Source organism: Variovorax paradoxus, from assembly GCA_016806145.1.
GTDB lineage: Bacteria > Pseudomonadota > Gammaproteobacteria > Burkholderiales > Burkholderiaceae_C > Variovorax.
In genome coordinates this window covers 3,034,947-3,048,184 of sequence record CP063166.1, presented here as the reverse complement: position 1 = coordinate 3,048,184, position 13,238 = coordinate 3,034,947, and the positions used below count along the sequence as shown (strand labels likewise).

The window sequence follows — 13,238 nt, the reverse complement described above, 5'->3', positions numbered from 1 at the left end:
CGGGACCGGCAGGCGTGGCGGGTGGAATGAAATTGCGCCGACAGCCCCTTCAATGCGCGCAAATTCAGGGGTCGGCGAAATAGCATTGTTGCCCATGACACCGCCACCCTCGCCCCCGACGCGCCGCTCGATGCCGAACTCTCGGGCTGGCGCCGCTACCTGCACACCATTCCCGAGACCGGTTTCGCCGAGCACCGCACCTCGGCCTTCGTCGCGCGCACGCTGCGCGCGCTGGGCCTCGAGGTGCACGAGGGCATCGGCGGCACCGGGCTGGTGGCGAACCTGCGCGTGGGCGACGGCCGCGGCGCGATCGGCATCCGCGCCGAGATGGATGCGCTCGACATCGCCGAGTCGGCGCCGGGCCGCGCCCATGCCTCGGCCACGCCGGGCAAGATGCACGCCTGCGGTCACGACGGCCACATGTCGATCGTGCTCGGCGCGGCGCGGCTGCTGCGCGAACGCCAGGACTTCGACGGCACCGTGCGCTTCATCTTCCAGCCCGCCGAGGAACACGGCCGCGGCGCCAAGGCGATGATGGCCGACGGCCTGTTCGAGCGCTTCCCCGTCGACGAGATCTACGGCCTGCACAACATGCCCGGCATCGCGGCCGGCACCATCGCCACCTGCGCGGGCGGCATCATGGCAAGCGAAGACAACTTCACGATCCATGTGCGCGGCCGCGGCACCCATGCGGCGCGGCCGCACATGGGCATCGACCCGATCGTGATCGGCGCCGAGATCGTGCTCGCGCTGCAGACCATCGTCTCGCGCAGCCTCGACCCGGGCGCGCAGGCCGTGGTCTCGTGCACCGAGTTCATCACCGACGGCATCCGCAACGCGATCCCCTCGAACGTCGTCATCAAGGGCGACACCCGCAGCTACGACCCCGCCGTGCAGGCCACGCTGGAGCGGCGCATGCGCGAGATCAGCGAGGGCGTTTGCCGACTGCATGGCGCCGAATGCGCGTTCTCGTACACGCACGAGTTCGAGCCCACGGTGAACTGGCCCGAATGCGTGCCGCATGCCGTGGCCGCCGCGACCGCGGTGCTCGGCGCCGCGCGCGTGGACGCGAACACCGTGCCGATGATGGCCTCGGAGGACTTCGGCGCCTTCCTGCGCGTCGTACCCGGTGCCTTCGTGTTCCTCGGCAACGGTGCCGACGGCCAGCCTGGCGGCACGCCGCTGCACAACGCGGGCTACGACTTCAACGACGAGGTGCTCGAGATCGGCGCGCGCTACTTCGCGGAGCTGGTGCGCATGCGGCTGCCGCGCTGATCCCCCTCCCTTCCTTCGAAAGCTCGACATGCTGGTCCGCAATGCCCGCGCCGTGCGCGCGCCCTACCCCGAGGCGCTGCGCCGCATCCTCTGCATCGACGAGGCACGCGCCACGCGCGCGTGGCTCTCGCGCTGGTCGCTGCTCGCGCCGGAACCCACGCCGCTGCGCCGCCTGAGCGACCTGGCGCAGGCCTGCGGCATCGCCGAAGTGTTCCTCAAGGACGAGTCGCTGCGCTCGCCGCTCGGCAGCTTCAAGGCGCTCGGCGCACCGGCCGCGCTGGTGCGGCTGGTGCTGCGGCGCCATTCCCACTGGAACGCCGACGCGGTGCTGCGCGGCGAACACGCGCGTGCCTTGAAGGACCTCGTCGTCATCAGCGCCACCGACGGCAACCACGGCCGCGCGCTCGCCGCGGCGGCGCGCAGCGTGGGCGTGCGCTGCGTGATCGTGCTGCACCGGCACGTGAGCGCCGAGCGCGAACGCGCCATTGCCGACTTCGGCGCCGAGATCGTGCGCATCGAGGGCAACTACGATGCCTCGGTCGCGCATGCCGCGCAGCTCGCCGAACGGCATGGCTGGCAGGTCGTGTCCGACACCGCGTACCCCGGCTACGAGGATGTGCCGCGCGACGTGATGCAGGGCTACGGCACGATGGTCGACGAGGCGCTCGAGCAGCTCGCCGCCGAGCCCGGCGGCGCCTGCCCCTTCACCCACGTGATCCTGCAAGGCGGCGTCGGCGGCCTCGCGGCCGGCGTGGCGAGCTACCTCTGGGAACGCTTCGGCGAGCGCCGCCCCGTGCTCATCGTCGCCGAACCGCGCCAGGCCGACTGCCTCACGCGCAGCGCCATCGAAGGCCGGCCGGCCGTGGCCACCGGCAGCGTCGATTCGGTGATGGCCGGCCTCGCCTGCGGCGAGACCTCGACCCTGGCCTGGCGCTTCCTCGAGCCCTCGGTCGATGTCTTCCTCACGCTGGAGGATGAAGAGGCAGTGGCTGCGATGCGGCGGCTGGCCGAGGGATCGGCGCGCGACGTGGCGGTGGTCAGCGGGGAATCGGGCGCCGCGGGCGCGGCCGCGTTGCTGCAGCTCGCGCTCTCCGAGACGGCGAAGGCGCAGGCCGGGCTCGATGCTTCGTCGAAGGTGCTCCTGATCAGCACCGAGGGAGCGACAGCGCCTTCGGTCTATGCACGACTGCTGGGCCGCTCCGCGGATGAGGTACTGGCAGCGCAACGCGAATGGCTGAGCCTGGAGGCTCGGCGGTAGGCGGTCGCTCCGCGCACAGCTCTTCCAGGCTGTGGAAGCTCTTCGCGGCACCCGAAGCTGGACTACTGCGGCACCAGCTCCACGCGCCGGTTCTTCGCGCGGCCGTCCTCGGCCGCATTGCTGGCGACCGGCGCCAGATCGGCCACGCCATACGCGGCGAGCCGGTTGGCCGCGATCGCGTACTGGCTGGCCAGGGCCGCGTTGACCGCTTCCGCGCGCCGCTTCGACAGCGCGATGTTGCTGTCCAGCGTGCCCTGGTTGTCCGTGTGGCCGACCACGCGCAGCTTGAGCGCCGGCTCGGCCTTGAGCAGCTTGGCGATCTCGTCCAGCGCCGGCTTGGAATCGGGCTTGATGTCGGCCTTGGCGGTGTCGAACAGGATGCCGTAGAGCGCCACGCGCCCGGTGGCGGCAATGGCCTTCGACATGTCGCTCGCGCTCACCGTCACCATGTTCTGCTTCATCGCCCCGACCTCGATGATGTCGACCGCCGCGTAGGCGCCCTTGACCGCCTTGTAGTCCTTGCTGTCCTTGGCCCATTGCACGGCCTCGACGACCACGTAGAGATCGCCTTGCGGCCGCGGAATCTTGAAGCTCGCCAGGCGTGCCGTCGCGACCTCGGCGGCCGAGAAGGTGTAGGTGCTGCGGCTCGTCTTGATCTCGTTCCAGCTGTAGGGGCAGAGGAAGCAGGAGCGGCTCTTGAAGTTCTCGTCGCGCCCCGAGTCGTAGAGCGTGACGCCGCCGGCCGCCTGCACCTCGTTCTGGTAGTTGCGAATCAGCTCCGCCGTGGACGTGTCGCCCGCCGATTCGTACCACAGGCGCGTCAACGCGCCCTCGACCGGCACGGAGCTGGTCCAGCTGCGCTTCCTCGACGTCGTGTCGTAGCCCTTGTAGGTCCCCGTCGGCACCAGGTATTCGTCGAAGCGCTTGAAGTCGTAGCCGACGATGGTCGAGCCCGCGAAGCGCTTGAGCAGTGGGTTGTCCTTGGCGCCGGGCAGGTCCTGCGCGCACACGAGCGTCGAGAGGAACAACAGCCCGGCGAATGCCGGGGCGGCCAGCAGCCGAAGGAAGGCGAGGACGGAACGCGGACGCATCGATGACTCCGGAAATGGACGGCGCCATTGTCAGGAATTCCGATGATTTGGCTGCACGGCCTTTTGGCCTATGAAGAAGGTCTGTGGTGGTGGATGCAAGCTCGTTGTCCTGAATCGGAGAAGGACGGCCTCGCGCAAGCATGCGCACAATCAAGACGATTCGGACCGCTCGCTATGACAAGCCATGCGACTGCTGTTGCCACAAACAGCTCCATCCAACAAGCACACAGCCGATGAATCACGAGGACCCATTTCGCGCAGTCGAAGAATGGAGCGGATGCGCCATCTCATCACCCTTGCGCGCATTGCTCTCCAGCCTGAACGGTGCCACCGTCGGCGACCTCGCCCACTTCTACGCCCCCGCCGACCTGCTCGAACGCAACGAGACCTACGAGACCAGGACGTACTGCCCCGGCTGGCTGACGATCGGCGATGACGGTGGAGGCAGCGCCATCGTCGTGGCACCGGACCGGTGGCCGACCGCGGTGTACCTGGTGGGTCACGGCAGCATGTCGCGCGCCGACTTCGTCGCGGTGGCCGAGGCCCTTCACGAATGGGTAGCTTCGGGCTGCGAGCTGTAGCGCTCCACAAGGTGGTCGTGGCAATCGCAGGCTTCCCATGCGACAACGCCTGCGCAACCTCGTCAGTCGATCGCCACCCTCGCCTCCTTCACCAACCTCGCATACTTCGCCGTATCCCCGCGAATCTGCGCCGCCATCTGCGCCGGCGTATCCCCCACCGGTTCCGCCCCGATCTCCTCCATGCGCTTCCTGAACTCCGGCGACTGGATGATCTTCACCATCTCGGCGTTGAGCCTGTCCACGATCTCCTTCGGCGTGCCCGCCGGTGCGAGGATGCCGAACCAGGTGCCCTGATCGAAATCCTTCAGGCCCGACTCGGCCAGGGTCGGCACGTCGGGCAGGCTGCTCGAGCGCCTGGCGGTGGTCACGGCGAGCGCGCGCAGCTTGCCGGCGCGGATGTGCTGCAGCACGGGCGTCAGGGTGTCGAAGGACATGTCGACCTGGCCGCCGAGCAGGTCGGTTGTGAGCGGCGCGCTGCCCTTGTAGGGCACGTGCAGCAACTCGATGCCCGACAGGGCCGAGAGCTGGGTGCCGATCAGGTGCTGCACGGTGCCGTTGCCGTTCGAGCCATACGAAAGCCTGGCCGGCGCGGCCTTGGCCTGGGCGATCAGCGCCTGCGCATCGCGCGCGGGCGACTTGGCGTTGACCACCATCACGTTGGGCACCAGCGCGACGGTGGTGATCGGCGCGAAGCTCTTCTCGAAGTCGTAGGGCAGCTTGCGGTAGACGCTGGTGGCGATGGTGTGGTGCACGGCGCCCATCAGCAGGGTGTAGCCGTCGGGCCGCGCCTTGGCCACGTAGTCGGCGCCGAGCGTGGCGCCGGCGCCGGGGCGGCTCTCGACCACCACGGGCTGGCCCAGGCTCTGCGAGAGCTTGTCGCTCAATGAGCGCGCCAGCACGTCGGAGCTGCCGCCCGGCGGGAAGGGAACGACGAGGTTGATGGGCTTGGCCGGCCAGGCCTGGGCGGCCGCGGTCGTGGTGGCCAGGGCCAGGGTGAAGGCGGCGGCGAGCGCGGTCAGTGCCGCGCGGCGGCGGACGATGGGCTGGGTCACGGGTTGTCTCCTTTTTTGTCGTGGCAATGGCCGGCCGTGCGCGCACGCCCTCTCCGGCCCCGGGGGCGGAAAACTCAGGCGGCCTGGCGCTCGGGCAGCGGGGCCAGCAGCGCGCAGACGGCGCGGGTCACGTCGGCGGTGGTGGCGCTGCCGCCGAGGTCGCGCGTGTGCAGCGAGGTGTCGGCCGTGACCTGTTCGATGGCGCGCATCAGACGCGCGGCGGCCTCGGGCTCGCCGAGGTGCTCGAGCATCATCACCACCGACCAGAAGGTGCCGACCGGGTTGGCCAGGCCCTGGCCCATGATGTCGAAGGCCGAGCCGTGGATGGGCTCGAACATCGAGGGGAAGCGGCGCTCGGGATCGATGTTGCCGGTGGGTGCGATGCCGAGGCTGCCCGCGAGCGCGGCGGCCAGGTCGCTGAGGATGTCGGCATGCAGGTTGGTCGCGACGATGGTGTCGAGCGAGGCCGGCCGGTTGACCATGCGCGCGGTGGCGGCGTCGACCAGTTCCTTGTCCCAGCGCACGTCGGGGAACTCCCTGGCCACCTGCACGGCGATCTCGTCCCACATCACCATCGCATGGCGCTGGGCATTGCTCTTGGTGATCACGGTGAGCTGGCGGCGCGGCCGCGAGCGGGCCAGCGAGAAGGCGAAGCGCATGATGCGCTCGACGCCGGCGCGGGTCATCATCGAGACGTCGGTCGCAGCCTCGATCGCATGGCCCTGGTGCACACGGCCGCCGACGCCGGCGTACTCGCCCTCGGAGTTCTCGCGCACGATGACCCAGTCGAGATCGCCGGGGCCGCAGCGCTTGAGCGGGCCGTCGATGCCGGGCAGGATGCGCGTGGGCCGCACGTTGGCGTACTGGTCGAAGCCCTGGCAGATCTTCAGGCGCAGGCCCCACAGGGTGACGTGGTCGGGGATGTGCGGATCGCCGGCCGAGCCGAACAGGATCGCGTCCTTGTCGCGCAGCGCGTCGAGGCCGTCGGCCGGCATCATCTCGCCGTGGGCGCGGAAGTAGTCGCCGCCCCAGCCGAAATCCTCGAACTCGAAGCCGAAGCGCTCGCTGCCGGCGGCCAGCGCCTCGAGCACCTCGCGCCCGGCCGGCACCACCTCCTTGCCGATGCCGTCGCCGGGAATGGTTGCGATCCTGTAGGTCTTCATGGTGTAGCTGCGTCGCTGCGGTGTTGGAATGGCTTCGACTGTAGGAACTCGACGCGCGATCGGATCGCCCCTAAAGTCAATCCATCGTCAACTTCAAGTCAACAGTCAGAACCGCGATGGCCCACGAGATCCAACCCGCCGACCTCGGCTTCTTCTCGGCGCTGGCGCGCGCCGGCAGCCTCAGCGCGGCGGCGCGCGAACTCGGCATCACGACGGCCGCCGTGAGCAAGCATCTCGCGCAAATGGAGGCGCGGCTCGGCGTGAGCCTGGTCAACCGCACCACGCGGCGCATGGGCCTCACGCCCGAAGGCGAGCTCTACCTCGCGCAGGCGCGGCGCATCCTGGCCGACATCGAGAGCCTGGGCGAGCAGCTCGGCGTGTCGAAGGCGGTGCCGCAGGGCCTCTTGCGCGTCAACGCCACGCTGGGCTTCGGGCGCAGCCACGTGGCGCCGCTGATCTCGAAGTTCGTGCGCCGGCATCCCGAGGTCGAGGTGCAGCTGCAGCTGTCGGTGAACCCGCCGCCGCTGACCGAGGATTCGTTCGACGTCTGCGTGCGCTTCGGCGCGCCGCCCGAGGCGCGCGTGATCGCACGGCGCATCGCGGCCAACCGGCGGCTGCTGTGCGCGGCGCCGGCCTACCTCGCGAAGCACGGCACGCCCAGGGTGCCGAACGACCTCACGCGCCACAACTGCATCGGCATCCGCCAGGGCGAGGAGGCCTACGGCCTGTGGCGGCTGTCGAGCGGGCGCGGCGCGAGCGCGAGCACGCAGGCCGTGAAGACGCGCGGCACGCTGACCACCAACGACGGCGAGATCGCGGTCAACTGGGCGCTCGAGGGCCACGGCATCCTGATGCGCGCCGAATGGGACATCGCGCGCTACCTGCGCAGCGGCCGGCTGGTGCAGGTGCTGCGCCCCTTCCACACGCCCGATGCCGACATCTACGCGGTGTACCCGCAGCGCCACCAGCTCGCGGCGCGGGTGCGGGCCTTCGTCGACTTCCTCGCGCAATCGCTCGAGCAGCAGGCCTCGGCGGCCTCCAAGACCGCGTTCTGACGCGACCCTAGGGAAATCCCCAAGCCCGCGCTCGCAGCCGTGCCCGCGCGCGCCCTCGCCCAGAGGGAAAAGCACCCGCGCAGCGCCCTCCCTCACCCGCCCCGATCTCCCCATGGCACTGGCCCGCAACTTGCAAACTCGGCCAAAAATGACAGAAAATTTTCTTAACTGACTTATATTTGTAAATCAGTTTTCAAATTTGCACCGTTCCGGCGCCCTTCCGAACCCCATGAGCACCAACGTCGACCCTCCAGGCACCACCGTGGCCCAGCGCATCGCGCAGGCCCTGCCGCGGCTGTCCCGCTCGCACCGGCAGGTGGCCGACTACGTGCTCGAGCATCCGCTGCAGGTGGCCACGCTGCCGATCGACGAGCTGGCCACTGCGGCCGGCGTGTCGGTGGCCACGGCCAACCGCTTCGCGCGCGCGCTCGACTTCGACGGCTACCCGGCCTTCCGGGCCGAGCTGGTGCGCGGCTTCGAGCCGCTGGTGGCGCCCGTCGAGCGGCTGCGCGGCAACCTCGAGCGGCCGACCACGGTGTCGGAGGTGTTCGCCGCGGCGCTCGAGGAGAGCCGCCGCAACATCGACGCCACGCGCCAGTCGCTCGACTACGCGGCCTGCGAGGCGGCGGTGGAGCGCATCGGCAAGGCGCGCTCGATCTACATCGGCGGCTTCGGCGCCAGCGCCTGGCTCGCGGGCCTGCTGCAGCACGGGCTCGACAGCAGCTGCAGCGACGTGCGCCTGCTCTCGGGCGTGAGCGGCGTGACCCATGCCGCGCGCACGCTGATGCATGCGGGGCCGCAGGACGTGTTCATCGGCGTGACCTTCCCGCGCTACCTCACCGACACCATCGCGCTGGCCCAGATCGCGCGCGGCCAGGGCTGCGCGGTGCTCGCGCTGACCGACCGGCCGAGCTCACCGCTGGCACCGCTGGCCGACGTGGCGCTCTATTGCCAGACCGAGACCAGCTACCGCCCCAACTGCGAGACCAGCGTGCTCGCGCTGATCGAGGCGCTGACCAGCGCCGTGGCGCTGCGCGCGCCGGGCGCGGTGCAGTCGGCGGGCCGCATCCTGCAGGCGGTGCGGCCGTGGCTGCACGGGGGCAACGGACCTCGCACGAATGGCGCGAACGGCACGACCCAGCAGGCCACGCCGCCCGCGGACAGCATCCCGAAGAAGAAGACCTCCCGATGAACAGCCCCACCCAGAACGACAACGCTTCCACCCCGCGCGTGCCCGTGATCGCCATCCACGGCGGCGCCGGCACCATCAGCGCGGGCAACACCACGCCCGAACAGGCGGCGGCCTATCACGAGGCGCTGCGCCACATCGTGGCCACCGCGCAGGCCGCGCTGCTGCAGGGCGCCTCGGCGCTCGACGCCACCTGCCTCGCGGTCGAACTGCTCGAGGACTGCCCGCTGTTCAACGCCGGCCACGGCGCGGTCTTCACGCACGAAGAAACCCACGAGCTCGACGCCGCCGTGATGGACGGCGCCACGCTCGCCGCCGGCGCGGTCGCGGGCGTGTGCCATGTGCGCCGCCCGGTGCGCCTGGCGCGCGCGGTGCTCGAGGACGGCGCTCACGTGCTGCTCGCGGGCGCCGGGGCCGAGGCCTTCGCGCGCGAGCGCGGGCTCGAGATGGTCGAGCCCTCTTACTTCTCGACCGAGGCGCGCCGCCAGCAGTTGCACCGCGTGCGCGACACCGGCCGCGTGGTGGTCGACCACGAGGGCGCGGCCATGGCCTCGCTCGCGCATGCCCCGCTCGACGAGGACCGCAAGTTCGGCACCGTCGGCGCGGTCGCGCTCGACATGCACGGCCATCTGGCCGCCGCCACCTCCACCGGCGGCATGACCAACAAGCGCGTGGGCCGCATCGGCGATTCGCCGCTGATCGGCGCCGGCACCTACGCCGACGACGCCACCGCCGCGGTCTCGTGCACCGGCAGCGGCGAGATGTTCATCCGCATCGCCGCCGCGCACGACCTCTGCGCGCGCATGGCCTACGCCGGCGCCACGCTCGAAGCCGCCGCCCGCACGGTGGTGATGGAGTCGCTCTCGGCCATCGGCGGCACCGGCGGCCTGATCGCCGTCGATCGCCACGGCAACCTCGCGCTGCCCTTCAACACCGAGGGCATGTACCGCGCCCATGCGCGCGGCCGCGAGACCCCGAAGACGGCGATCTTCGCCTGACGCCACCGCTTCCCTTCCCGACCGCCATGTCCGCTGCGACCTCCCTCCCCCCTCTGCCCAACCTGCCCGAAAACCGCGTGCTCGCGGTCGACGACCTCAGCGTGCGCTTCACCACCTCGGAGCGCACGGTCGATGCCGTCAAGAAGCTGTCCTTCCACGTCGACCACGGCGAGACGCTCGCGGTGGTGGGCGAATCGGGCTCGGGCAAGTCCGTGACCTCGCTCGCGCTGATGCGCCTGGTGGAGCACGGCGGCGGCCGCATCCTCGACGGCCGCATGGCGTTTCGCCGCCGCAACGGCGAGGTGCTCGACCTCGCGCAGGCGCGCGACCACACGATGCGCGGCATCCGCGGCGCCGACATCGCGATGATCTTCCAGGAGCCGATGACCTCGCTGAACCCGGTGTTCACCGCGGGCGACCAGATCGCCGAGGCCATCCGCATCCACCAGGGCAAGAGCAACGCGGCGGCGCGCGCCGAGGCACTGCGCATGCTCGAGCTGGTGCGCATCCCCGAGGCGCGCAACGTGCTCGACCGCTTCCCGCACCAGCTCTCGGGCGGCATGCGCCAGCGCGTGATGATCGCGATGGCGCTGTCGTGCAAGCCGCAGCTGCTGATCGCCGACGAGCCGACCACCGCGCTCGACGTGACGATCCAGGCCCAGATCCTCCAGCTCATCCGCGAGCTGCAGCAGGAGATGCGCATGGGCGTGCTGTTCATCACCCACGACATGGGCGTGGTGGCCGAGATCGCCGACCGCGTGCTCGTGATGTACCGCGGCGACAAGGTCGAGGCGGGCCCGTCGGACACCGTGTTCGGCGCGCCGCAGCATCCCTACACCCGCGCGCTGCTGTCGGCCGTGCCCAAGCTCGGCGCCATGCAGGGCACCGAGCTGCCGGCCAAGTTCGAGCTGCTGCGCACCGAGACCGGCGCGCAGGCCGAGCCCGGCACCCGCACCGAGCCGCACGACACGGTGCGCGCCGAGGCCGGCCCGATCCTGCGCGTGCGCGAGCTGGTCACGCGCTTCGACGTGCGCAGCGGCGTCTTCGGCCGCGTGAAGCGGCGCGTGCATGCGGTCGAGAAGATCAGCTTCGACCTCTACCCCGGCGAGACGCTGGCGCTGGTCGGCGAGTCGGGCTGCGGCAAGTCGACCACCGGCCGCTCGCTGCTGCGCCTGGTCGAGAGCCAGAGCGGCGCGATCGAGTTCGGCGGCCAGAACATCCGCGAGCTGCCCACGCGCGAGCTGCAGGCCCTGCGCCGCAACATCCAGTTCATCTTCCAGGACCCCTTCGCCTCGCTCGATCCGCGCGTGACGGTGGGCTTCTCGATCATGGAGCCGCTGCTGATCCACGGCATCGCCAAGGGCGCCGAGGCGCAGCAGCGCGTCGACTGGCTGCTGCAGAAGGTGGGCCTGCCGCCCGAGGCGGCGCAGCGCTATCCGCACGAGTTCTCGGGCGGCCAGCGCCAGCGCATCGCGATCGCGCGCGCCCTGGCGCTGAACCCCAAGGTGGTGGTGGCCGACGAATCGGTGTCGGCGCTCGACGTCTCGATCCAGGCCCAGATCGTCAACCTGATGCTCGACCTGCAGCGCGAGCTCGGCGTGGCCTTCCTGTTCATCTCGCACGACATGGCGGTGGTGGAGCGCATCAGCCACCGCGTGGCCGTGATGTACCTCGGGCAGATCGTGGAGATCGGCCCGCGTCGCGCGGTGTTCGAGGCGCCGCAGCATGCCTACACGCGCAAGCTGATGGCGGCGGTGCCGGTGGCCGATCCCTCGCGCCGCCACAAGCAGCGCGCGCTGCTCGAGGGCGAGATCCCGAGCCCGATCCGCGCCGTGGGCGACGAGCCCGAGGTGCCGCCGCTGGTACAGGTGGCGCCGGGCCATTTCGTGGCGCGGCACGCCATCGGCGGCGCTTTCTGACGCCTTTGAGTTTTTCCTTCGTTTTTCCGTCGCAGGGCCCCCTGCTTTTTTGTTCCTCCCTCTCTTTCACGAATCGACTGGAGTTCTTCCCATGAAGCCATCCTCTTCCTCCCTGCGATGGGCATCCGCGCTGCTGGGCCTGGCCGCGCTCGCCGCCTCGGGCTCGGCCCTGGCCGCCAAAGACGTGGTGCTCGCCATCGGCTACCAGCCCGAGACGCTGGACCCGTACAACACCAACACCACCATCACCACGGCCGTGACCAAGACCTTCTACGAAGGCCTGTTCCAGTTCGACAAGGACCTGAAGGTGCAGAACGTGCTGGCCGAGGGCTACGAGGTCTCGAAGGACGGCCTGGTCTACACCATCAAGCTGCGCAGCGGCGTCAAGTTCCACGACGGCACCGACTTCAACGCCGAGGCCGTGAAGTTCACGCTCGAGCGCGTGCTGAACCAGGACAACAAGCTGCTGCGCTACAACCAGTTCAACCGCGTGGGCAAGGTCGAGGCGCTGAACCCGACCACCGTGCGCATCACGCTCAAGGAGCCCTTCGGCCCCTTCATCAACTCGCTGGCCCATGCCTCGGCCGCGATGATCTCGCCGACCGCGCTCAAGAAGTGGGGCAACAAGGACATCGCCTTCCACCCCGTGGGCACCGGCCCCTTCGAGTTCGTCGAATGGAAGCAGACCGAGGCGGTCAAGGCCAAGAAGTTCGACGGCTACTGGAAGAAGGGCTTCCCGAAGGTCGACACCGTGCAGTGGAAGCCGGTGCTCGAGAACAACACGCGCGCCGCGATGATGCAGACCGGCGAGGCCGACTTCGCGTTCCCGATCCCCTACGAGCAGGCCGAACTGCTGAAGAAGAGCGACAAGCTCGAGGTCGTGGCCTCGCCCTCGATCATCACGCGCTTCCTGGCCTTCAACATGCTGCAGAAGCCCTACGACAACCAGAAGGTGCGCGAGGCCATCGGCTACGCCATCAACAAGGAAGCGCTGGCCAAGGTGGCCTTCGGCGGCTATGCGATCCCCGCGCAGGGCGTGATGCCCCAGGGCGTGAAGTACGCCGAGAAGATGGCACCCGTGCCCTACGACGTGAAGAAGGCCAAGGAACTGCTGGCCGAGGCCGGCTACCCGAACGGCTTCGAGTCGGTGCTGTGGAGCGCCTACAACAACACGACCAGCCAGAAGACCATCCAGTTCGTGCAGCAGCAGCTCGCGCAGGTCGGCATCAAGCTGCAGGTGCAGGCGCTCGAAGTGGGCCAGCGCACCGAGCAGGTCGATGCCTGGCCCGATCCCAAGACCGCCAAGGTTCGCCTGTACTACACCGGCTGGTCCTCGTCGACCGGCGAGGCCGACTGGGGCCTGCGCCCGCTGTTCGCCTCCGAGTCGTGGGCGCCGAAGCTCAACAACATGTCGTTCTACAAGAGCGAGGTGGTCGACAACGCGCTGGCCAAGGCGCTGGTGTCGGTCGACGAAACCGAGAAGGCCGCGCTCTACAAGACCGCGCAGGAACAGATCCGCAAGGACCTGCCGCGCCTGCCGCTGGTGACGGAGCAGAACCTGTCGGCGCATTCGAAGCGGCTGACGGGCGTGTTCGTGATGCCCGACGCCAACATCAACATCGACGCGATGTCGGTGGCGAACTGATCGCGGGTCTCT

10 protein-coding genes and 1 pseudogene are annotated in these 13,238 nt (G+C 69.7%); 8 read left to right on the top strand and 3 right to left on the bottom strand.

The window, feature by feature from the left end; translation table 11 throughout:
• The first annotated feature begins 84 nt into the window (after positions 1–84).
• Complete coding sequence (locus INQ48_14275) at positions 85–1,275, top strand: amidohydrolase (protein QRF60729.1); 1,191 nt, start codon at positions 85–87, stop codon at positions 1,273–1,275.
• Between the two features lie 28 nt (positions 1,276–1,303).
• On the top strand, positions 1,304–2,533 hold the full coding sequence (locus tag INQ48_14270; protein ID QRF60305.1) for a diaminopropionate ammonia-lyase: 1,230 nt from the start codon (positions 1,304–1,306) through the stop codon (positions 2,531–2,533).
• Between the two features lie 62 nt (positions 2,534–2,595).
• On the opposite strand, the gene INQ48_14265 is transcribed toward INQ48_14270, so the two are convergent.
• The gene (locus tag INQ48_14265) at positions 2,596–3,624 is read right to left on the bottom strand and encodes an OmpA family protein (protein ID QRF60304.1); all 1,029 of its coding nucleotides are present in this window, start codon (positions 3,622–3,624) and stop codon (positions 2,596–2,598) included.
• A 233-nt stretch (positions 3,625–3,857) separates the two neighbouring features.
• Between INQ48_14265 and INQ48_14260 the strand changes: the two genes are divergently transcribed.
• A complete protein-coding gene (locus INQ48_14260; GenBank protein ID QRF60303.1) occupies positions 3,858–4,205 on the top strand; it encodes an SMI1/KNR4 family protein in 348 nt (115 codons plus the stop codon).
• Positions 4,206–4,267: 62 nt separating this feature from the next.
• Here INQ48_14260 and INQ48_14255 read toward each other — a convergent pair whose 3' ends face one another.
• Positions 4,268–5,257 carry a tripartite tricarboxylate transporter substrate binding protein gene (locus tag INQ48_14255; GenBank protein ID QRF60302.1) on the bottom strand — a complete coding sequence of 330 codons (990 nt, stop codon included), beginning with the start codon at positions 5,255–5,257 and terminating at the stop codon, positions 4,268–4,270.
• Positions 5,258–5,331: 74 nt separating this feature from the next.
• Positions 5,332–6,420 (bottom strand): tartrate dehydrogenase, encoded by a 1,089-nt coding sequence (locus tag INQ48_14250; GenBank protein QRF60301.1) that lies wholly within the window; start codon positions 6,418–6,420, stop codon positions 5,332–5,334.
• A gap of 116 nt (positions 6,421–6,536) precedes the next feature.
• On the opposite strand from INQ48_14250, the gene INQ48_14245 reads away from it, so the two are divergent.
• The 5 genes and pseudogenes from INQ48_14245 (at position 6,537) to gsiB (ending at position 13,226) form a co-directional block, all read left to right on the top strand.
• Positions 6,537–7,475: a LysR family transcriptional regulator gene (locus tag INQ48_14245; GenBank protein ID QRF60300.1), complete on the top strand. Its 939-nt coding sequence runs from the start codon at positions 6,537–6,539 to the stop codon at positions 7,473–7,475.
• Between the two features lie 229 nt (positions 7,476–7,704).
• Positions 7,705–8,574, top strand: a pseudogene (locus INQ48_14240) (MurR/RpiR family transcriptional regulator).
• Positions 8,575–8,663: 89 nt separating this feature from the next.
• Positions 8,664–9,662, top strand: a complete 999-nt coding sequence (locus INQ48_14235; GenBank protein QRF60299.1) for an isoaspartyl peptidase/L-asparaginase — start codon at positions 8,664–8,666, stop codon at positions 9,660–9,662.
• A 26-nt stretch (positions 9,663–9,688) separates the two neighbouring features.
• Positions 9,689–11,581 (top strand): dipeptide ABC transporter ATP-binding protein, encoded by a 1,893-nt coding sequence (locus INQ48_14230; GenBank protein ID QRF60298.1) that lies wholly within the window; start codon positions 9,689–9,691, stop codon positions 11,579–11,581.
• 91 nt (positions 11,582–11,672) lie between these two features.
• A complete protein-coding gene (gene gsiB / locus INQ48_14225) occupies positions 11,673–13,226 on the top strand; it encodes a glutathione ABC transporter substrate-binding protein GsiB (GenBank protein ID QRF60297.1) in 1,554 nt (517 codons plus the stop codon).
• Positions 13,227–13,238 lie beyond the last annotated feature (12 nt).

Coding starts and splice junctions, on each gene's coding strand:
- INQ48_14270 (QRF60305.1), top strand. CDS start 1,304: ATGCTGGTCCGCAATGCCCGCGCCGTGCGCGCGCCCTACCCCGAGGCG.
- INQ48_14265 (QRF60304.1), bottom strand. CDS start 3,624: ATGCGTCCGCGTTCCGTCCTCGCCTTCCTTCGGCTGCTGGCCGCCCCG.
- INQ48_14260 (QRF60303.1), top strand. CDS start 3,858: ATGAATCACGAGGACCCATTTCGCGCAGTCGAAGAATGGAGCGGATGC.
- INQ48_14250 (QRF60301.1), bottom strand. CDS start 6,420: ATGAAGACCTACAGGATCGCAACCATTCCCGGCGACGGCATCGGCAAG.
- INQ48_14245 (QRF60300.1), top strand. CDS start 6,537: ATGGCCCACGAGATCCAACCCGCCGACCTCGGCTTCTTCTCGGCGCTG.
- INQ48_14235 (QRF60299.1), top strand. CDS start 8,664: ATGAACAGCCCCACCCAGAACGACAACGCTTCCACCCCGCGCGTGCCC.
- INQ48_14230 (QRF60298.1), top strand. CDS start 9,689: ATGTCCGCTGCGACCTCCCTCCCCCCTCTGCCCAACCTGCCCGAAAAC.
- gsiB (QRF60297.1), top strand. CDS start 11,673: ATGAAGCCATCCTCTTCCTCCCTGCGATGGGCATCCGCGCTGCTGGGC.